This window comes from Escherichia sp. 10290 (assembly GCF_030295155.1).
Classification (GTDB): Bacteria; Pseudomonadota; Gammaproteobacteria; order Enterobacterales; family Enterobacteriaceae; genus Escherichia; species Escherichia coli_F.
The window spans coordinates 3,419,143-3,439,702 of the sequence record NZ_AP025741.1; the positions used below are offsets into that span (position 1 = coordinate 3,419,143).

At 45.6% G+C, this 20,560-nt stretch carries 23 protein-coding genes and 2 pseudogenes; 15 read left to right on the plus strand and 10 right to left on the minus strand.

Annotated elements, in window-relative coordinates:
• Window positions 1-11 precede the first annotated feature (11 nt).
• The 5 genes from QUE74_RS17310 to QUE74_RS17330 all read right to left on the minus strand — a co-directional run bounded on the left by QUE74_RS17310 (window position 12) and on the right by QUE74_RS17330 (window position 2,975).
• Window positions 12-989 carry an LvrA C-terminal domain-related protein gene (locus QUE74_RS17310; protein WP_000092411.1) on the minus strand — a complete coding sequence of 326 codons (978 nt, stop codon included), beginning with the start codon at window positions 987-989 and terminating at the stop codon, window positions 12-14.
• Window positions 986-1,285 carry a hypothetical protein gene (locus QUE74_RS17315; RefSeq protein ID WP_000995584.1) on the minus strand — a complete coding sequence of 100 codons (300 nt, stop codon included), beginning with the start codon at window positions 1,283-1,285 and terminating at the stop codon, window positions 986-988. Before QUE74_RS17315 ends, QUE74_RS17310 begins: the two co-directional genes overlap by 4 nt.
• Window positions 1,282-1,506 carry a hypothetical protein gene (locus tag QUE74_RS17320; protein WP_000621229.1) on the minus strand — a complete coding sequence of 75 codons (225 nt, stop codon included), beginning with the start codon at window positions 1,504-1,506 and terminating at the stop codon, window positions 1,282-1,284. Before QUE74_RS17320 ends, QUE74_RS17315 begins: the two co-directional genes overlap by 4 nt.
• A complete protein-coding gene (locus QUE74_RS17325; RefSeq protein WP_001103200.1) occupies window positions 1,503-2,165 on the minus strand; it encodes an ash family protein in 663 nt (220 codons plus the stop codon). The genes QUE74_RS17320 and QUE74_RS17325 overlap by 4 nt, the downstream gene beginning before the upstream one ends.
• A gap of 102 nt (window positions 2,166-2,267) precedes the next feature.
• Window positions 2,268-2,975 (minus strand): Rha family transcriptional regulator, encoded by a 708-nt coding sequence (locus QUE74_RS17330; protein WP_024257396.1) that lies wholly within the window; start codon window positions 2,973-2,975, stop codon window positions 2,268-2,270.
• Window positions 2,976-3,146: 171 nt separating this feature from the next.
• Between QUE74_RS17330 and QUE74_RS17335 the strand changes: the two genes are divergently transcribed.
• On the plus strand, window positions 3,147-3,392 hold the full coding sequence (locus tag QUE74_RS17335; RefSeq protein ID WP_000072550.1) for a hypothetical protein: 246 nt from the start codon (window positions 3,147-3,149) through the stop codon (window positions 3,390-3,392).
• Between the two features lie 81 nt (window positions 3,393-3,473).
• Here the strand turns inward: QUE74_RS17335 and QUE74_RS17340 are convergent, their stop codons facing one another.
• Window positions 3,474-3,719 (minus strand): transcriptional regulator, encoded by a 246-nt coding sequence (locus QUE74_RS17340; RefSeq protein WP_000680717.1) that lies wholly within the window; start codon window positions 3,717-3,719, stop codon window positions 3,474-3,476.
• A 119-nt stretch (window positions 3,720-3,838) separates the two neighbouring features.
• Here QUE74_RS17340 and QUE74_RS17345 point away from each other — a divergent pair, with 119 nt between their 5' ends.
• The 12 genes and pseudogenes from QUE74_RS17345 to QUE74_RS17400 all read left to right on the plus strand — a co-directional run bounded on the left by QUE74_RS17345 (window position 3,839) and on the right by QUE74_RS17400 (window position 10,001).
• On the plus strand, window positions 3,839-4,531 hold the full coding sequence (locus tag QUE74_RS17345) for a LexA family transcriptional regulator (protein WP_000144248.1): 693 nt from the start codon (window positions 3,839-3,841) through the stop codon (window positions 4,529-4,531).
• A 155-nt stretch (window positions 4,532-4,686) separates the two neighbouring features.
• Entirely contained in the window at window positions 4,687-5,172 is a 486-nt protein-coding gene (locus QUE74_RS17350) for a helix-turn-helix domain-containing protein (RefSeq protein WP_237710334.1), read from the plus strand.
• A 287-nt stretch (window positions 5,173-5,459) separates the two neighbouring features.
• A complete protein-coding gene (locus tag QUE74_RS17355; protein ID WP_000141089.1) occupies window positions 5,460-5,666 on the plus strand; it encodes a hypothetical protein in 207 nt (68 codons plus the stop codon).
• Between the two features lie 198 nt (window positions 5,667-5,864).
• Window positions 5,865-6,053, plus strand: a complete 189-nt coding sequence (locus QUE74_RS17360; protein WP_000660643.1) for a hypothetical protein — start codon at window positions 5,865-5,867, stop codon at window positions 6,051-6,053.
• Window positions 6,050-6,631 (plus strand): hypothetical protein, encoded by a 582-nt coding sequence (locus QUE74_RS17365; RefSeq protein WP_286331629.1) that lies wholly within the window; start codon window positions 6,050-6,052, stop codon window positions 6,629-6,631. The genes QUE74_RS17360 and QUE74_RS17365 overlap by 4 nt, the downstream gene beginning before the upstream one ends.
• 176 nt (window positions 6,632-6,807) lie before the next feature.
• On the plus strand, window positions 6,808-6,996 hold the full coding sequence (locus QUE74_RS17370; protein ID WP_001242070.1) for a hypothetical protein: 189 nt from the start codon (window positions 6,808-6,810) through the stop codon (window positions 6,994-6,996).
• On the plus strand, window positions 6,993-7,820 hold the full coding sequence (locus QUE74_RS17375; protein WP_097411120.1) for an SPFH domain-containing protein: 828 nt from the start codon (window positions 6,993-6,995) through the stop codon (window positions 7,818-7,820). Before QUE74_RS17370 ends, QUE74_RS17375 begins: the two co-directional genes overlap by 4 nt.
• Window positions 7,821-7,860: 40 nt before the next feature.
• Window positions 7,861-8,232, plus strand: a pseudogene (locus tag QUE74_RS17380) (DUF5406 family protein).
• A 31-nt stretch (window positions 8,233-8,263) separates the two neighbouring features.
• Complete coding sequence (locus QUE74_RS17385) at window positions 8,264-8,506, plus strand: DUF4222 domain-containing protein (RefSeq protein ID WP_000457708.1); 243 nt, start codon at window positions 8,264-8,266, stop codon at window positions 8,504-8,506.
• Window positions 8,507-8,509: 3 nt separating this feature from the next.
• Window positions 8,510-8,656 (plus strand): hypothetical protein, encoded by a 147-nt coding sequence (locus QUE74_RS17390; RefSeq protein WP_001030143.1) that lies wholly within the window; start codon window positions 8,510-8,512, stop codon window positions 8,654-8,656.
• An 8-nt stretch (window positions 8,657-8,664) separates the two neighbouring features.
• A complete protein-coding gene (locus QUE74_RS17395) occupies window positions 8,665-8,874 on the plus strand; it encodes a hypothetical protein (protein ID WP_001406059.1) in 210 nt (69 codons plus the stop codon).
• The gene (locus QUE74_RS17400; protein ID WP_024257391.1) at window positions 8,829-10,001 is read left to right on the plus strand and encodes a tyrosine-type recombinase/integrase; all 1,173 of its coding nucleotides are present in this window, start codon (window positions 8,829-8,831) and stop codon (window positions 9,999-10,001) included. Before QUE74_RS17395 ends, QUE74_RS17400 begins: the two co-directional genes overlap by 46 nt.
• 319 nt (window positions 10,002-10,320) lie before the next feature.
• On the opposite strand, the gene QUE74_RS17405 is transcribed toward QUE74_RS17400, so the two are convergent.
• The 4 genes and pseudogenes from QUE74_RS17405 to ypjCB form a co-directional block, all read right to left on the minus strand.
• Window positions 10,321-14,994 (minus strand): AIDA repeat-containing protein, encoded by a 4,674-nt coding sequence (locus tag QUE74_RS17405; protein ID WP_071533261.1) that lies wholly within the window; start codon window positions 14,992-14,994, stop codon window positions 10,321-10,323.
• Window positions 14,995-15,058: 64 nt separating this feature from the next.
• Window positions 15,059-15,178 (minus strand): hypothetical protein, encoded by a 120-nt coding sequence (locus tag QUE74_RS17410; protein ID WP_001360898.1) that lies wholly within the window; start codon window positions 15,176-15,178, stop codon window positions 15,059-15,061.
• A 265-nt stretch (window positions 15,179-15,443) separates the two neighbouring features.
• A pseudogene (locus QUE74_RS17415) lies at window positions 15,444-15,608 on the minus strand (recombinase family protein); the annotation flags it as partial.
• A 322-nt stretch (window positions 15,609-15,930) separates the two neighbouring features.
• A complete protein-coding gene (gene ypjCB, locus QUE74_RS17420; RefSeq protein ID WP_000961343.1) occupies window positions 15,931-17,385 on the minus strand; it encodes a YpjCB family protein in 1,455 nt (484 codons plus the stop codon).
• Between the two features lie 977 nt (window positions 17,386-18,362).
• Between ypjCB and QUE74_RS17425 the strand changes: the two genes are divergently transcribed.
• Both QUE74_RS17425 and QUE74_RS17430 read left to right on the plus strand, forming a co-directional pair.
• Window positions 18,363-19,790 (plus strand): tyrosine-type recombinase/integrase, encoded by a 1,428-nt coding sequence (locus QUE74_RS17425; RefSeq protein WP_097495725.1) that lies wholly within the window; start codon window positions 18,363-18,365, stop codon window positions 19,788-19,790.
• Entirely contained in the window at window positions 19,777-20,463 is a 687-nt protein-coding gene (locus tag QUE74_RS17430) for a hypothetical protein (RefSeq protein ID WP_001293559.1), read from the plus strand. Before QUE74_RS17425 ends, QUE74_RS17430 begins: the two co-directional genes overlap by 14 nt.
• Window positions 20,464-20,560 lie beyond the last annotated feature (97 nt).

Here is a 20,560-nt window from a genome sequence, read left to right on the forward strand (position 1 = left end):
ACCTCGAAAAATCACCAGTTGAAGTTCGTTGAACCGTAGTCCTGCTCACTGAATCCCGAGATCGGGAGGCCGGTAGTTCGCCCACCTCCGGGAGCGGCTGGCTGTTGCCAGGATTCCTCGAAATGGCGATCGGGTCCAAAGAACGTCGCGGCCTGCTTCACGAACTGTGTGCCTGTATTTCCTGTAGCACGTACCCAGGCGGCATACCGCTTCACACCATCAAGCATGGTCTCCGGTTTTATTCCCTCCCTGATACGGGCTTTCCAGGCTTTGAAGGCTGCTGACTTGGAATTGCCACCAGCACGTTTGGGATATTCCTGCCAGGCCTGTTCAAATTCCGGTGAATATTCCTGTCGGGCAGAACGCGCTGGTGCAGACGCGTCAGCGGATGCGCCAATAGTGTTTTTAGTCTCCGTTGTAATCTCTGTAGTAATCTCTGTATTTGTATCAACATTCGGCGTATCCCCTGTTCCGTTATGACGTTGGGGGGTGTTCCGTTTTAACGTAATAGCTGTATCGCTGATTGCGTTATTGCTGTTACTTTCTGGCGAAACAGAAGAAGGAGTAGTAATGGCAGCAATTGCCTGTGGGTTGATCCCGACAAACAAAATATTGCTGCATTTCACACCATCGAGCATTTCCACCGTGCGTAAATCCAGGGAAATAAACCCGGCATCACGAAGGCGCTTCAACGCATCCGCGGTTTCCCTTTTCCCGAAACCAAACTGCTCAGCAAACGCCTGATAACTTCTTTGCAGCTTGTCCCCCTGAAAACGCTTGCGATATCCCAGCAAAGCCCCGGTATGCTCATCCCTGACTTCTGTCGGGCGGTACCAGTAAACGATCTCTGAGAGCAGGGCGATAGCGGTCGCATCCGGACGACCACTGGGTAGCCGAATATGTTTCCACCAGTTCGCTGGTGTGACATTGCCGGAAATATTAATTTGACCAATAGCTATAACTTCCGGTGTGGGGGCGTAACGACTCATACAGCCTCCTTACGCGGCATAACAATGGTGTAACCCCGGGCAGGCTGGAGCCGGGCTTTTGCATCAATAGTGAGCGTTGCAATTTTTCGGATACGCAGATACCCTGCCCTTTCCAGGGTCAGGGTTTCTCTGAACATTGCCTGTTTTGAACAGCAACAAAAATCGGCAAGGACCTGGTGATCAATAACCCTCTCACCTTCACCGTCTGAAGAACCCGACATCAAAACACGCAACATAATCAGGCGCTGAATCGGATTATCGAAAACACTTCCGCATACAAACTGAAAACAGTTCACACGGCACCTCCCAGGCGTTTAAACATTTTTCCGGACTGAAACGCCACCAGTGGGTAACTGATGGTGTAGTTACGCCCCAGTAATTCACACACGACTTTCTGGCTTTCGGTACTGACCAGGCAAACCCGCAGAACATGGCCGTTGCTGGTGGCAAACCACTGCCCCACACGGGGGCAACGGTTGTATCGGTGATACAGGGAATTAACGACGCGGCGAATCATGGGCGCACTTCCCATTGATTACGGCGGAAAGCAGTGTGATTCAGGCTGGTTTCAGCCTCATGGAATGCTTCAATGCAGCTCTCGTAGTACCGCATTGTGCGCAGACTTAACCCAAGCTGAAGCATCATCAGACCATCAAGGGTGATGTAATAACCACGCAGGGAATCGCCATACACGTGGTAAGTACCCGGAATGAAATTACGGGAGAAGAATTCACGTGAGCAGTTCAGATACTCGATTTTGTCGACGATGTTCTGGTGCATGCGCTTAAAGTGGCAGGCAACATGCAGGGAGAAAATAACAGCTTTGCCGTTGACGACTTCGATTTTCAGGTATGGGGAAGTTGGGACTGTAGCCATGATGGCAGCCTCCGTATGCAATGGATAACTTCCACCACCGGAAACGCCAATTTCACTGGTGGTGAACTGAACGGGGTTGGCGTAACCGGCGCATACGGAAACCGGCGCATCTTTCGATGCCCCCGCCCAGCCCACCATAATCTGGATGTGAGCAAATGCGGACGATAAAAAAGACGCTGGCGCGTCGTATATCGCCGTATGCAATTCCAGGACGCCAATCCCGGCACCCGCTTTATAAGGTGCCAGAACAGTGTAACGTCCCGAAATTGCAGAATCAATATTTAGGCTTGAAACATTCATATGCTTACTGGTATTTTTGTTGACGTTCTTGGATTCTTGGGCCTGCTTTATGCAGTTGCCTGTATCAACGTTGAGCGAGCCGGGTTACTACCCGGCTTTTTTTCACCGCTGCCAACCAATAACCTGAAATAACCCCATTTTCGGGTGATACCAGCGAGTCCCTCGCGGTTCTGCTTCCTCCATAACCCGATAAAAAGCAGCCATAAACGGTTCCACAGCAACAATTGCGCGACGTGACAACAATCCGTCCGGCGTCATGAACTCATGGGTGTCTGTAGGAATTTGATAGGCGTTCACCAGATTGCGGCATTTATCATCTGACAAACCGGTTTTTGCTTTCAGTTGGCGATATCCGGCATAGCCCTCACGAATGGTGCCCTTTTTGATTTGCTCAACTGTTTCGGCAACATGGCTGACTTTTTCTTCCACCTGAGTGATCCGTTTCTGCTGGCGAACAGCTTCAAGAGCCATCGCTGCAACCATTTCGATTTCGCTCATTGGCTTACGGATCTGTTCTTCCAGTTCGCGCCAGCGATCTACCAGGCGAGCAGTGAATTCAGGACAGAGCTGTGCGACGACAATGATGCTGTCGCGCTTACCTTGTTCTCCTTCAAACAGGTAATGCTCATATTGAACTTTAAAACCTAAGTTATTGATTCTTTCGGAAACCTCAATTTGAGGAGACCGGACAACGCCACCTTTGGCTAATGTTTCAATAGTGCGTTTCACATTGTCATGACGTTTACCCACCAGCTCTGCGATTTCAACGCTGGTCATGGATACTTTGTCGTTAAAAATTGCAGCGTTCATTGTTGCCTCTTTACGAAAAACCATGATTAACCTCTAGCTTTCCCCGTCTTTTCCGCACTTCTTGTACGGTGATATTATTCAGTGCCGGATGCTTACCCGTGTCCGGCGCACGACCACACGTAGCCGCGTGTTGGTCTCCATTTTCAATTCAGCTCTCAATGGAGGATAAAAATGTCAAATACCCAACATCTAAAAGCGGCGGATCCCGTTTTACGCCTCAATGCACTTGAAACGGTTGTTCGGGCGATGCTGTCGAGCATGACACCCGAGCAAATAAACAAAGCGCGATTGATTGCTACTCGTGGTGCCCAATTAGCAGCCCTAGATCCATTGCTCACTCCTGCGAATCGCGAAGATGTAGAGCACATTCAGGGGATGGTTGATTATTTATTCGCCCATATTCCTGATCAGATTTGATTCTTTGAACCATAATTTCAGCGATACGAATGGCCGCCGCTTCGAGCCTGGCGGCTTCTTTATCTGCATAAGAGCTACCCATCACTTCTCGTCCTCTGTGTGCGCTAAGCTTGGGTGTGGAAAAAGCTCTGGTAGGTCTGGACGAAATTCATACGCTTGGATCTTTCCGTCGACAGCTGCAACCAATAACGGCACAAATTCTGGTGAAATCTTGTTCTTGCAGTTCAACCAATCGCAGACTGTTGACTGGGCCTTTCCGCATCGCTTGGCTAAGGCTTGCTGACTTCCAAGAATCTCAATAGCTTTCTCTATGGCTTTATGTTTCATAATCGCATCTCCTATTGAACGCATAATAACAACAGGAAAAGCGATATTCAACGTTAAACCTAGAACATTTATCGGAAAGCCGATAGACTAGCCAGGATAGAGAGGGGAGGAAAATCGCAATGACATTTTCAGAACGACTTGATTTAGCTATGCGCAACGCAAAATTTACGCAAGGTAGGCTGGCCAAAGAAGTGGGTATGGCTCAGTCCAGTGTCAATCAACTACTTAACAAAGCCAACGGTTCCAGAAAAACAGTCGAAATAGCAAAAGTTTTGGGCGTTAACCCGGAATGGCTCGCATCGGGTGTTGGCCCAATGGAAATCGTGACCTCTGCAGACTCACACCAAATACGTAACATTTCTGAAGATTGGGTTACTGATTCGTATGTCGTGGATGTTTTAGACATCAGATATAGTTGCGGACCTGGTAGTTATAACTCTGATTTTCCTGACATTGTCAGATCTATAGCGATAGAACCAGGATACGCATCAAGAGTTTTTGGCGGCAGGCCAGCATCAGCAATCAAAGCAATAAACGCCCACGGCGACAGTATGAAAGGCACAATAGACCCTGAAGACTTGGTATTTGTAGATGTATCAGTTCGCACATTTAATGGTGATGGTATATACGCCTTTACATACTCTGGAACATCGCACATCAAAAGACTTCAAAAAATCAAAGATACTCTAACGGTGATATCTGACAACCCAGCTTACAAGGATTGGGCTATCGAACCGGAAGACTTCGAACAACTTCACATTGACGGAAAAGTAATTGTCAGTTGGCCCATGACACTACACCGTTTTGCATAAGCAAAAATCATTTAACCCGCCCACTCTTAAGTGGGCTTTTTTTTGGAAAAAAATCGATAAACCGATTGACAGACAAAATCGGCAAACCTATTATCATGGCATAGGTATCGAACTCACCAAAGCAATTATAGAGGATGAGAAAAATGTCATCGTATATGGGGTTACCAACAAATCAGCACGATGCTCTTGAGAATATTCAACTCTTAGTAGGGGCTGGTGCACTACTGTATAGCAGCAATAATCCTGAGTTAATTGAACTTGCCAGCTCCATCCTGGCTGTAACTCAAAAATACAGCCTCACCGCGTCGCGTTTATGCAAACAAAATTTAGCTATTAATTCCCAGAATCGGATTCGCACCCAACGCGAAGCCTGCGGCTTAACAACCGCCGAACTCGCCAGGCTGCTCGATCTCGATGAAGAAATTATCATCCAGTGGGAGAGCGGAGAGTATGAACCAACTATCAGTATGCTTATCCCACTGGCAAATATTCTTGGCTGCGATCCGATGTGGCTGTTAACTGGCGAAGTTACTCCTCCGGAGCAACCAAAAAGTGAGGAGCAGCAACACCATGACGCATCTCAACAAGTTTGCTCCTTATCTCGCGAAGCTCTTCTACGGAAGAACCAATACCAATGGTGACATAATCGCCGCTTCGCCCCTCAAGGTACATGCGAACATTTTTATCAATCATTGCGGAAACAGTCTCAATATGAAAACACTTCTGAGACTCGCTATATAGCAGAACATATAAGTCAGCTGAGGAAGCCATGAAAAAGTTCGAAAACATAACTGTTCTCCATGTTGATGACTTTGATTATACAAACCCGGAACTTCTCCCGGAGGTTGTAAAGGCAATAGATGTTGCCGATATAGTGATTAGAGGAAAGAGAATTGTCAAAAACAGGCTCGCATGCACTTCAGGAGCAATGACAGAAACAACCTCACAACAAGATGATTATGAAGGCATTTGTCTGGAGCCGGACTCATTTGCGGTAAATGTTTATCATTTATTGCATGCAACACAGGTATTACATATGTCCAGTAATCACGAAACAAAAACACTTGGCAGCGAAATTCTGAATTTTGCATGTGAATATGCAAAAGCTGCTGCCGAAAAAGAATTAGCGCAATAACAACAAATATGCCATGAACGTTTATTACGGTTTTATCGCCGGGGATTGTTGCAACCTTTATTCATAGAGGTAACTCAGTTATGACTTTCCTGAAAAATAAGGCATCGTATAAAACTGCCTGCCTCATTGCACAACATGGAGATTCTTATCTTCATATAGCCAACCTGTATTTGCGCAAAGCATATGGGAGATAAATAAATGAAAGAAAAACAACAGAACATAACACATGAAAAAGTAAGAGTGTTGTTGACCATTGAAAATGGGAAAGTGATTTACTCAAAACATCTGTCGGATGATGAATTCGTTGGCTGCATGGATACATTTCTGTGGATGGTAAAAAGAGCGGGTTACACGATTATTCCACCAGCAAAGGAACAAACATTATGAATTATTCAGAGTTCCGACCAGAAGTTACGCCACATGGCATAAAAATTGGCAATACAACCATTGATTATGTTGAGGCCGTACAGCGACTTAATGATGGTGAATACGATTATCCAAACTCACACGGTTTAAGAATCATGCAATGTATTGCTGAAGCCGATGATGCAGGGTTGCTGGGACGATTTTCAGTCGATATGAAAGTTGCTCAATGGCGATGGCTGTATGTGACTACGTTTATAAATGAAGAGAAAGACAAGAACGGTACCGTTGATATCCCTAACGATAATGGAAATACAGATCGCGCAGTTATTTACAAGGGGAAACATGGTTGCCTGAGTATCTACCCCGGACCACTTCGCATTGCCCTGCAAAACCATGTCGAATGGGGATTTATTGAAAAATATGGCGAAGCTGAAGGCATGGGGCGAGTTCTGTTTCTCTATCAAAAAATGCTCATCGCAGATCCTGATAATGGTTTCATTATCTCTGCTATGGGGCGCGAAGGGCTTGAACTCCTTCTGGATGAAATGATTCACGATCTGAATACTCATGGTATGCCAGAAGCGCCAGTGACACATTAAATATTAAGAAGAATATAATTCTTCCGTTTTTTACTAACCGTTTATATGAAAAGCAACCGTGAATTAAGCAGAGTAAAACTGATTTTAATCCTTGCCACAGTGCTGACACTAACTGAAATCATTATTCTCTTTATTGCGCTGTCAGTCGGTTAAAAATATCGGGATACCACAGACCAATGAGACTGTATTTCACAATAGTAATTTTACTGGCAATTATCGCATGCATTTACGGATTACTCGTTCCGTTCCTTATATCCATGAAGGATACGATAGCAGTTATTTCTGGCTTTGCACTGGCGTTTCTGACCCCGCCCTGCATTTATGCCATTTACAAGGGTCTTTCTTTCACTAAGGATAAAAGATGAAAAAAATTATTTTTGCTTTAGCCATTGTTCTGCCGACTATTGGCCTTGTCGGTTGCGATCGCGTTGAACCAGGTAATGTTGGCATCAAGGTAAATAAACTGGGCGACGATAAAGGCGTCGGTGAGGTGGTCGGTGTTGGTCGCTACTGGACTGGCTGGAATACTGAAGTTTACATCTTCCCCACCTTCAAGCAAATGAAGACCTACGATGAACCGTTCAGTTTCCAGATGAGTGACGGTACAACCATCGGCTATCACATTGGCGTGGCCTACAAAGTTGATCCATCCAAAGTTACCACGGTGTTTCAGACCTACCGCAAAGGCGTGGATGACATTACAGACACCGACCTGCGCCAGAAGATCGCCGACGCACTCAACCGACTGGCCAGCAAAATGACCACCGACAAATTTATCGACGGCGGCAAGTCTGAGCTGCTGGATGAAGCTCTTAAAGACATTCAGGCAGAGATGACACCTATCGGTATTCAGGTAATGAGCCTCTCATATGTGGGTAAGCCGGAGTACCCGTCAACCGTTATCGACAGCATTAATGCCAAAGTCACGGCGAACCAGAAAACACTGCAGCGCGAGCAGGAAGTTAAACAGCGCGAAGCGGAAGCCAACATGTTGCGCGCGGAAGCTGCCGGACAGGCTGATGCGATTCGCACAAAAGCCCAGGCCGAAGCCGATGCTATTCGTTTACGCGGTGAAGCTCTGCGCCAGAACCCCGGTGTTATGGAGCTGGAAGCCATCAATAAATGGAACGGCACACTGCCGCAATACATGACCAGCGGTGCAAATACACCATTTATCCAGGTTAAATAACTTATATGCCCGGCAGGCCGCCGGGCTAAGGGAAATGCAGATGAACACCCAGAATACTCAACCGCCAATAATGAACTATGACCCGAATCTGACGTCATGCGGACGCATGGCAAAACAAACCGTTCGATTAACTTTCGGACTATGGGAATACCGCGAAACATTCGAAGTTACTGTCGGCGGCAATCTGACCGGACTGGATGTTATCAGTTGCGCTATTGAAAGCCTGTACGCAACGCTGCCTTATGAAGAAGTCGAGGATGAGCGCACAGGGGAAACAGATATCATGGCCACCATTAATATTGGCGAACTGATATGTCAGGATGAAGACCTGTCCGGAGAACTCTGACTTGCCGGGATGCTTATCTCAGCAGAAATTATCAGTATTGAACCCGCTACAAACATACGGCTCTGAAGTTCTCACTATTCAGAGAGCAGGAGAAAAAATGTTCGCTTTGATTAATCAAGGGCAACTGTATACCGACAGTGCCGGTTACCCGATAAAAATTATTCGCTGCATAAACAACACTGTGTTGTACAGAAGAATGGATGGGCGAACACAATCTGTAAAAATAAGCGATTTTAATGAATCGTTTGAACGGATAGATCACCAGGAATACCGACAAATTCTGGCAGAAACAGAGCTGGAAGCTCATCTGAAAAAATTACGAGCCATGAAAAGGAAATAGAGAATGAATAAAGCATTTGAGCTATGGGTACGCCAGCGTTACGGCAATCGCTATGACCTGACGCGAGACGTTGACGGCTTCTACTGTCGTGAAGTTGTGAGGCGAATGTTTGAAGTGTGGTGCCACTGCCGTGGGCTGAATGTTGTGTGAGGTGAACTGTGGGGCTGGATTGCGTACCTATATCAACCTACTGCCGCAACGCAGGAGAAACGGTTGATGCCGTTAACAAACGGATACAAAGAGGAATATGGAAAGAAGGGGTACATGTATTAAAAGTCGACGGAGTTAAAGAACGTTGGGTCGACTTAATGGAGATTACAAAATGGGCAAGAAAGAACAAGGATCATTATCTCTCCCTAGAGGAGTAACTATTCGGCAGCATAAAACTGGCAGCACTCTGGTTATCACTTTTACATATAAAGGGGTTCTGTGTCGGGAGCCCCTCTCCAGAATGGAAGTAAACGCGCGCGGTGTGAAGTACGCCGAGCGTCTGCTGGGAGAAATAAAAAATCAGATTATCGATGGTACCTTCGAATATGCAAAATACTTCCCCAACTCCCAAAAGCTGGAGTTGTTCGGGGGAGTGAAAAAAAACAAAAATATAAAATCTTATCTGGATGAATACCTGATTATCTGCCAGAACCGTAACCTGTCACCATCGACAATTAGAGGTTATGAAAAATGCTTGTCGGCGCTGTCAGCATTGCATAAATTTCATGTATCAGAACTGACACCTGCTGTACTAAAAAACTGGATCGCCAGCAGAAAAACAAAACTGAAAACGATCCGCAATAATCTTTCGTTTCTGCGCAGCGCCATAGATGAAGCGGTGACCGATGGTTTGTTAACAATAAATCCTGTCACGCTAGTCAGCGCCAGCCGGTATCACGTATTGGACAACACACCAGGCAGTGGTGATTACGAGGTCGATCCCTTTACACCAGCGGAGACGGCAGCAATCTATGACGCCTGTCATTACCCGGAATGGCGAAATCTGTTTCGCTTTGCCTTTAATACTGGACTGCGTAGCTCAGAATTGTGCGCGTTGCGCTGGACGGATATAGACTTTATCGGCAACACCGCGCATGTTCAGACTGCAAGCGTAGTCGGGGTAATCAAAAGCACCAAAACAAAAGCCGGCACCCGCAAAGTGCAACTGAACAGCGAAGCGCTGGCAGCTCTTCAGGCACAAAAGCCCTACACGGCGCTAAAGAGCGACTTCATATTCAGCGATCCGAAAACTCGCGCCCCTTGGGCAAACGCAGATGCGATCCGAAAAAAAGCCTGGGTACCAACCCTTAAAAAAGCTGGTGTACGCTATCGCAATCCGTACCAGACACGCCACACGTTCGCCACTCGGCACATTAGCCAGGGCGTTAACCTGTTCTGGCTTGCTGGTCAGATGGGGCATAAAGGACCGGAAATGCTGTTCAGACATTACGGCTCTTACCTTGCAGAATACGATGGAAAAACGGCGATTTCTGCAACCCCGTAACGGCAAAATATTTCAAAATGTTGTACAGAATCAGGACGTTACCGGGACAACAATATGTACGTAAAATGCACATAATTCATTGTTTGAAAAAATAAATCGTTCATATTCAATAAATTGGATTAATCACGATCACGGGTTCAACTCCCGCCAGCTCCACCAATCATGATTGAACGGTGTAAGGACAACACCAACAAAAACAGGAAGTTAGAAGTCTCAGCAAGACACCGACCAGACGGTGAGGAGACATAAAAGGATACGCAAAGGAGCCGCGGCTCTTGGTGATATGAAAGCCCACAGATGTGGGCTTTTTCGTTGATGGTCAGAACGACCAGTTCACACCAGCCACCGCGTTCCACGGGGATTCCACACTGGCACCATGGCTATACCCCACCCCGAGATGCCCGCTTAACGAACTGCTGAATGAGGCTTTAATACCTGCCTGGTATATTCCACGTCTGCCCGACAAATCATTGACAAAATTACCGTCATTATTCACTTTCACCCGGTTATCATCGACAAATTCTTTGCGCACAGCCGCCTTCAGCCACGGCTCAACTTCCATGCCGTTCCCCAGACGCATGTTGTAACTCAGCGTTGCGCCCAGTTCACGATATATACTGCGGGAATCGACTGATTTCGATTCCATACCATTGGATAAATGATATTCGGGGTTGTCAGCGGTGAACCCCGTTAACGATGCATACGGCGTCAGGTTCCAGTTACCATCGGTAAATCGCATCCCGGTTTCAATGTGACCGCCCAGCCCGTTGCTGCGATAACTGCCGTTGGCGGCTCCACCGCTGCTCATTTTACCGGCTACGTTACTTTCAAAGCGGTTCAGCTTCACGATACCGTCCAGATAGAAACCACTTTCATGTTCCCAGCTGACATAGCCCCCCAGAGAATAACTGCCCACACTGCCATGTCCTCCACGATCAAAACCGATATGTGAATGGGAATAACCCATAAAAGCGCCCAGCGTCGCAATCCCCTCAGGAATACCATTACGGCTATCGATCCCCACCGTCATTCCGGTCAGCGTCTGCTCAAACCCGGCACCCGCATCGGTGGTGACATTATTACGGGTGTTATACGTCGTCCCCCAGACATTATTGTTGTGTGGACTCGCTTTCATTATGTTCAACCGCTCGCGAATACTGTTTAGCTCAGCATCAAAGACCAACGGTAATGTTGCTGCCATATTGAGTACGGCTGCCGTAGAAGGCGTGATGCGTTTCTCCGGGACGGGTGTCGGCGTTGGATCGGGAGTCGGGTCTGGTTTCGGATCCGGTTTTGGGTCTGGTTTTGGATCCGGTTTCGGATTTGGGTTGGGGTCCGGGTTGGGTTTGACATCATTGGTCAGGTTCCAGTTGCTGTTGCCGTCGCTTTTCAGGACATACTCATAGGTCCCAAGATCAACGAAACCGCCGGTATTACCCAGCGTAAACGAAGCACCCCCTCCCCCTGTTTTCACCAGCGTCATCGCGTCGTCAGACTGAGGGCTGACGCCGGTATCCTGAACAAAGATTTTAAAATTGCCAGTGGCGTTGTTGTTGACGACCAGTTGATCGCCCCGGGAGCCTGCAACGTTGGTATGCAGGTAGAAATTACCGCTGCCGGAAAGTTCACTGGTGGTCAGCGTATTGTAGATACCGTTAGTTGTGGCAGGCGCTGCTGTTTGTGCTGATAAATAAACATCACCGTCGTTGAGGAGCAAACTGTTTACTCTATATTCGCAGTTGCTGGTGCCTGCACAGGAATTATTGCTGTTAAGCCAGACACTGCCCCGGCTGGCAGCCGTCAGGTCGGCAAGCGTCGTATCGACGCCATTTCCGATAGTTAATGTCGCGCTATCGGTAATCCGGACCACCCCTTCAAGTTTAACTGGCGTAACATTATCCCGTGGCGTCATTAACGACAGGCTTCCTGTCGCGCCACTGACCGATGCATCCGCCAGCGTACCTGCATAGACGATTGCCGTCCCGCCAGCGACCTGTAGATCTTCTGCCCGGGCCAGAGCCTGAAACTCATCTTTTGACCGACCAAGGGTATATTGCCCACCGGAATTAACCTTTGTGGCGAAGTCCTGACCCAGGTTTTGCATTGCCCCACCGTTGCCAACCGTGGAATCGCGAGCTTCGGTACCTGCTAATACCAATAAATTACCGCCATTTTCCAGCAGCACATTGGTCGCTAAATTTCCGGCAATGGAAAAGGTGCCGTACTGGTGAGTACCGCTGATTTCAATACCGTTAGCCGTGCTCGTCTGGAGAGCGGCACCGCTGTTCTGGATGATATCTGTCGCTTTGCCATTATCGTTGACTGTCAGCGTACCGCCTTCATTAATCGTTGTTTTTACTGCCTCACCGTTAGCCGAAACTGTTTGTATTCCGCCGTCGTTAATCGTTGTCTCAGTCGCCACACCCTCGACGATTTGTTCACCGCCGGTAAGCATCGTGCCAGTCGCAGTGGCTTTTGTTTTGACGATCTCCCGTCCGCCCGCATTGACCTGTGTTTTGGCGGAAGTGGTGTCTGACTCCACGGTTAACACGCCGCCATTTGCCAGCAGGATATTGTTCGCCGCATCCTGCTCGATGCTGAACGCGACGCCATCAGCGCGTGTCCCTGTGACCCGCGTCGCCCTGGTGGTTGCCACCAGCGCGCCCTGGCTACTCTGCTGTATCCCCGTAGCGCTGCCTTTCTCCCGCACATCGAGTGTGCCGCCGTCATTAAGTACCGAGTTTTCAGCCAGACCGCCCTCATTAACTACCTGTGAACCGCCATTAATAATGGAACCTTCCGCTGTCCCGTTTGCCATAATTTGTTGTAGGCCAGAGACGATATCGGTATTGATCGCCTTACCATAATTCTGAACGGTTTGCGTGCCGCCTTTGATGTGCGTTTTATCTGTTGACCCACCATCAACAATTTGTTCACCACTTTCGATATTTGCCTCAGTGGCTAAACCATATACCGTTTGCTTGCCACCTTTGATATTTGCTTTATCAGAAGTGGCACTGGCATATATTGTTTGGGTGCCCGCACTATTGAGTACAGTGCCAACATCTTTTCCATAAACATCCATTTTGCCGTTGGCATTAATAATCGTATCAACTGCCCGGGAACCAGTAACGACTGTTAATGAGCCAGCGTTTTCCAGCACTACATTTTTAGCTTCTGAATTCCTGATGTAGAAAGCATCACCATAACTGTTGGTTCCTTCGATAAGTGTTCCGGAAGTCGTGGAAGCAATCAATGCGCCGCCGGATTGTTGCTCAACATGCTTAGCCTCACCACCGTCCTGAACCTCCAGAACGCCACCATTATTAAGTCTGGTGGTATCTGTTTTAGCCTCCTTCTGGACAATCAGCTTACCGCCAGCATCAACGGTAGTATTTTTCGCCGTGGTTTTAGCCACTACCGTCAGTTCGCCGGTATTTTCCAGCACAACATAATTAGCCTCCCCTCCGGTAATAGTGAAGTGAGAGAGCTTGTTGTATCCTTCAATATCAGTCCCTGCGCCCGTGTTGGCAACTAAAGCACTGCCCGTCTCCTGGTTAACCCCATGTGCGATACCACCGGTATAGACAATCAGCGAGCCTCCGGCGCTAATATTGCTGCCAGTTGCCGTACCATCTTTCTCAACAACCTGCCGGCTCCCGGAGGAGATATTTGTCGTGTCAGCTTTCCCGCCGCTCTTGATATTTTGTGTTCCGCTGTTGATATTGGTTCCCGTGGCAATACCATGATTATTTATATTCTGTGTGCCACCATTAATTATGGTATTGGTCGCGTTTCCGGCAACATCCATAACCCCGCCATTATCTATTCGGGTCGCATCAGCTTTAGCATTCGCTAAAACTGACATTGTTCCTTTATCTTTAATAATCGTCTTGTTTGCCGAACCATATACGTCTAAATGGCCACCGTTTTCCAGCAACACATTGTCTGCCACGTTATTGTGAATAGAGAATGCACCTTCACTATTCGTACCGCTCACCGTCGACCAGTCAGTCATTGCTTTTAAAGCCGCGCCATCGTGCTGAGTAACATTTGTTGCCATACCACCTCTAACATCAAGCACGCCACCGGAATAAATTTCAATAACATCCGAGGTGCTGGTGTTATCAACAATTTGCGTGCCACCAGAATAGATCTGAGTATTTTTTGCCGTTGACTTACTATTCAGAGACTGAGTTCCGCCTTCAATCGTGGTGAACATAGCCTGGCTGTTATTTAATTGTTGCGTTCCTCCACTCTTAATGGTGGTTATTTCTGCGGTACTTGAATCGACAACCTGTAGACCACCATCTATTGTGGTGTTCAGCGCATGGCTCTTAACTGTTCTTTGCTCGCCTCCATTCTTAATGGTAGTATTTTCTACACTGCTTGAGTCCACATACTGCCACCCCCCATCTATTGTTGTGTTCGTTGCCAGACTTCCTTGCGTAATCTCCTGATGCCCGGACATATTTATCGTCGTACCGTCAACACGCCCCTGACTCGATACTGACTGGCTCCCACCATTAATTATTGTTCCATTCGCAGTTCCCCCCATTACTGTTGAACGACCGCTTATTATCGTTGTTGCATTACTGGTACCACCTGCATAAACATACTGACTGCCACTCTGGATTATCGTCCCTGTGGAAATTCCCCCGTCCAGAATTGTCTGGCTGCCACCGTTAATGACTGTATTATTGGCCTGCCCCTGATGAGTACCATTGGCTGATACATATTGACGGCCACCAGATTCAATAATACTTCCATTAGATACCCCGCCATAAACATCCTGATAACCGTGGTTGATAATATGAGTGTTATTTGTTGTACCTCGTTCATCTACTTTTTGGACACCATCTACAGTCTCATCGTTTACCACACCAATAACATTAGAGGTAAAGGCCGCCATCGCGGGCGGAGCATATATCAAGGCAGATATTAGTAAGGAAAGTACTGAGCGACGACAATAATGGGGACTGGTCCTGTTCATAAATTTCATCCTCTGAAAAGTGAATACTGAGTAGCGTTTAAGCAACCTTAGCTCTGCTGCAACATCAGCCCATAGGCACCAGACCAGGGGAATCATCCTGAAGAGACAGCGCAAGTGTATTGTGTTCACCGCTCATCAAAGACATCATGATGAAATGATGATATTCCGCATAAGAAAGAGGCATTTTTTAAACGCAGTGCGCTGAAGTGTGGTTGGATAAAAAAGTCAATCTATTCAGGAAATACGGGCGTATTCTTTTCTTTCGACATTGAAGCCGTCGGAAAAATAAAATGATTTACATAATCGTTTCTGATGAATATCTTCTGCTCACATAAAAATCACACAATAATATTGAGATTGCAGATTGTTTTACTTTTACAGCTTTCGTCCCCCCATTGTTGGGCAAATATTGGTAGAGTCAGAGCACGAAAGTTAATACCACGTTCTCACAGCTCCTCCAACAGCACGGCAAGATGCCGCATACTGCGCCCCAGTCGGTTTAGTTTACAGACTACCAGTACGTCCCCTACCGATAATGTCCTGAGCCGTTTGTTCTGTCCGGGCCTGCTGCCACGGTTATGCGCTGAAGTGGTAACTCTGAGCACGCAGTTCATCAGTCAGGCGTGGTACACCGTCACCCTATTATTGATGGGTAATATCAAAAAAACTTTCAGGCAGCTAAGGAAAGTTGAACCAGACATTAGATGAAATATTTCAACCAATTACAGCACCAGTTCAGACACCGCAAACTTATCAAATAAATCAAGGGGTTACGTGAAAGCATAGCCCCTTTTACTTTGGTAGTGACAGCAAAATGGATGCAGTGTGAAGAATAATCCCGTTTACTCAATCAATAATACATATTATTTCAATCTACGTTATTATCTCTTTGTAAAAATCGCCATTTATTTATCATTGAAAACTGCTTTTAGAACTTTATACAATGGGCCTAGTCACAACAGGACTATTCTCAACGGGCTCATCCTCAGAGGAACTATCATCAAAGTCATCATCCATAGATGAAATACCATCGAATGGTGCCACGCCCGTGATCATTTTTATTTTTTTATTACGATCAGATAAGACTCCATTTAAACCGTTTTCGCTCACAGGCTTTAATGATTTTTCATAACTCTCATTGTTAGCAGGCGTATTAAAAATACACGGAGTATCAACATCAAACAATGACGTCCCCCAGTTCACATATTTAATATCATAGTTACTGAAGTTCTGTCCAGAAAAGAAGCACCCCTTAAAGTCCAATCCACCTAAATTATATAAACCACCCTCTTCTTTTGGGAGAGTAATTTTAATTCTGGCTATCTCCCAGACAAAATTGCCATTTTTGTATTTGAATACCGTTTCAAGATCTCCTCCAGACAGCTTGACTTCTGGAAATAATTTGAAATTAAACCCTACATTATTATGTGTGAACGTAGATGAACAAAAGATGGAAAAAGCTTGCAGTGCTGAATTATAGCTATCGATTTTATCTTGAGGCTGCGCTCTTGGTAAAAACTTATAGCAACACTCATAAAAATTAAGTAGAAACTCTGATGACCTTCCATTTTTATCAAATAATACCCGCTGAAAATGCTGCACAAACTTATTCGTTTTTTCTTGAATATCTATGGTGTGTTCCTTTGACTCTAACAAAGATGAATCCTGTTGAAGTGCATTGCTCATCTGGTTGAGGAACAACTGCATTTCTTTCAACTTATCTCCATAGTGACCTTTAACTTGCTGAGAATTTTTAGTTACAGTTGAAACCTTATCTGTGTGGTTTTCATATAAATTAGGTGATTCCATACAGTCATTTGGCGGCGTTTCTGAAATAACACTACGCGTTCTACCTGGCTGAAGTGAAGCAACATGAAAATCACTTTTTCTTATATTGTCGAATAGGGTCTGTTCATTTCTCTTAGCGCATTCAATAAACTGATCAACATTATTTTTATTAGATGACAGGTTAATTTCAGAAACCGCATTTTCTTTGTTCTCCAGATTTAGTTTAACGAGAAGGTCTTCCCACACCGTTTTTTTTAAAAATACTACGTCAGGCTCACCATCAGCAACTAACTCTTGATTATTATCAAAGTGTACGTTGTATACTTTTAATTTATTTTCATTAGCATCATATTTAATACGTTTTAATTGTTCTCCGGCTCCCATAATGACAAAAGCATTGCCTTCATGATATTTACATTCAGACATCATTTTTTGTAAAATTTCAAGAGCACCGTTATACGTCCCTGAGGCAGCTTCTTTACAAATTAATTTTATAATACTATAAGCTAGTAACTCCATGGATTTAGAAGATTTTCTTTCATTACAATTTCCACTATTTATAAATGTGCTAGTGTTAATTTCGTTGCTTTTACTAACTAACATTGTCTTTTCCTCAGTTAATGTCTACATGACTATTTTTAATGTTATTATTGTTTGTCACTATAAAAAATCGCTCATTTGAGACAATTGCTGGCATTAACAGCTTCATATGCTATACATGGTACTTTTAATTAATTTAGCACAGGAATGTTAAATTTAATAAACAAAAGGTTATTTCGCTGTATGATAAAAACCACCCGTTATAATTTATTTGTGAAAATCGTTTTTCGAGTATTAGAAATTTATATCTAAATAGCGTTGATTAATGAGCAAAGCCAGACTCCTGTAACGCTCACAAGACTCTTCTGCATGCGACGGCGGTTCTAGTCAGTATTAGATGTTTAAGGCGTGGCAGAGACATTTCATCCTTACTCTACGGCATTGTTCTACATACATTGGTCGTGGTACTCACTCAGCATAAGTGAGCGAACAGAGAATAGTTCAGTGATTTGAGTAATTAACCTGATTAAATGAAGGGGTATAATAAATGATAATACTCTGGCTTTATCGTTAATTACTTAATTCCACATGTAAGCAATTTGCCCGCTTGGCATAGCGGGCATTTTTTCCAGGTACTTTTGAATGAGTACTGATGGATAAATACATTGCAGTGGCGTGCCACGTACCAAAACACCAGCCCTCATTCGAAACCACCCACCACACTTCTTCCTTGAAATGGCGTTAGTCGTGAAATATAGACCGCCATCGAGTACCCCTTGTACCCTTAACTCTTCCTGATACGTGAATGCTGATATGGTGGCCCTTGCTGGACTTGAACCAGCGACCAAGCGATTATGAGTTGGTTGATACCCCTTTACTTACAGATACTTAGCGATACTTTTCAATACCTTAGTATTTTTTAAAACTACTGTATAAATACCTGTATATACCCCAAAATACTTCTTTACGGTATCCTATAGGTATCCTGGAGCAGAACAAGCGATTTTCCAGGATACCAGATCGCTTGGTGGGGTGTATGAGTGAAGTTATTCAGATTCTCTAAAGTAAAAATTGCAGAACTGCCAACGCCGGAACATGGACAGGTCGAATATGGTGATACGGAGGTTAACGGGCTGCGTGTCCGTGTAGGTTCGTCTGGTGTGAAAAGTTTCTGCATTTCCCGTAAGCGTAACGGAAAATTTATTCGTGCAACGCTGGGGCGTTTTCCTGATCTGAGCGTGGATAATGCCAGGGCTAAAGCTATGGAACTCCTTGGCGAAGTCGCCACAACGGGGATAAATCCGAACATAGCAAAGCGCACTAACAACAAGGCCATGATAACGCTGAGTGAGGCGATTGACGCCTACGTAAAAAATCGTGGCCACCGCCTGAAACCCGCCACAGAAAAACAGTACCGCAGCATATTACAGAATTATTCCGGTGACTGGATGGCCCATACCCTCGCCAGTATTTCCCGCGAACGGGTGGAACAACGGCATAAGGCCATCACTGATGGGGCTGTATGGTTCGGTGCTGATAAAACCACGTTACGGGCTGGGGTTGGTACAGGAAGCAAGGCACAGGCCGATTTATGGGCGCGTGCGCTACGTGCTGTGTGTCGGTTTGCGCATGATCATTACCGTGATGATGCGGGTAATACTCTTTTACCGGATCCGCCGACTCTGGTACTGAGCACCAAGCGCCAGTGGCACGGAACGGTAAGAAAAACGGAACGTATCCGCCTGCATGATTTTCCCCGCTGGTTTGCTGCTGTAGCTGCTGTGCGCGACCAGGGCGAACAGGAAAGGGATGATATAGCTGTTACGGTATGTGATGCCGTGGAAATGGCACTGTTTACCGGACTGAGGAAATCAGAAGTTTTTGGCCTTACGTGGGATCGCGTGAATATGGGCGGTCGCTTTTTCTGGATAGACACCACGAAAAACGGGGATCCGCTCGAATTACCGATCACTGATACGTTGCGGAAAATGTTTCTTCGCAGGCTAAAAAACAAAGCTGCTGATGATGTGCTGGTGTTTCCTGGCGTGAAGGGAGTGATTCAGGAGACACGGCACATCATAGACCGGATAAGCGCGGCTACCATTCCTGAGGCGAACGATGAAATGCTCTTCCCTGTCCCGTTTAAGTGGCACGACGCACGCCGGACGTTCGGAACGGTTGCTGAGCTGGTGGGCGTGGGTAATTACATCCTCAAGCGCCTGATGAATCACCGCACTATGCGAAGTGCCGACGTAACGCAGGGGTATTTACATTTCGGTGCTGATGAACTGCTGGAGCCTGCATCACGGATAGAACGGGCAATTCTGGAACATGCCGGGCTAGTTGAGAGTAAAAAATCTATCGATACGCAATTGCTTTCTGTACTGGAGAGTATGAGTGACAGTGAGAAACGCGCATTACTATTTAGTATCGTTAATTCAAATGGTGGTTTGAATGTCAGAAAATAAAATCATTGCTGCAATTGAATTTGACCATAATGATGCGAAGGATATTAATACTATTGCAGATTATATTAGAGATGAGCTGGCGTCTGCTTTTGTAAAAAAAATGATATGCGATATGGCAAATATCACGCCATCTAAAATGTCTCTGGAGGAGAGATTATCATTATCGTCAGAGATAGAAAATAAGGATTTAAAGGTTAATATTTCTGTATGTGCTGGGTATGGTGATGATATTGATAAAAAATTTAATAGTGTATATTCAGAATTCAATGATGTTTTGAAAGCTGCTATTATATTTGAAGTTCTTGGTTTCAACAGACTGGCAGACCAGTTACGTGAAAGATATGCGGTTTTAGTGTCGGAGAGTTTATTAAAATCAGTACGTGATATAGCTAATGTAAAGAAAATTATCAGTGAAGACCGTAGTAAAGCAAAGAAAGGAAAAACAAACAGGCATAAATCAACAGCGTTATCTATAGCTTGTAACACTTGGAAAAAATACCCTAATGCCAGTTTACCCGGGCTATCCGCAGAGATATACGCGCACTTACGCAATAAATGGAATGATGTCCCTGTAGTTGGGACTATAGAGAGATGGCTTAAGGAGTCGGGGATGAATCCAAAATCCCCGCAAAAAAACAGGGATTTTAAGTTAGTTATTGGAGACAAAGAATAAATCCAGTTTTATCCCCTGTAATCCAGATTTCAGTCAGGTAAACCAGATATGCGATTTTGTATCTGGTTTTCCTGTCTTCAAGAGTTCCCTGTCGCTA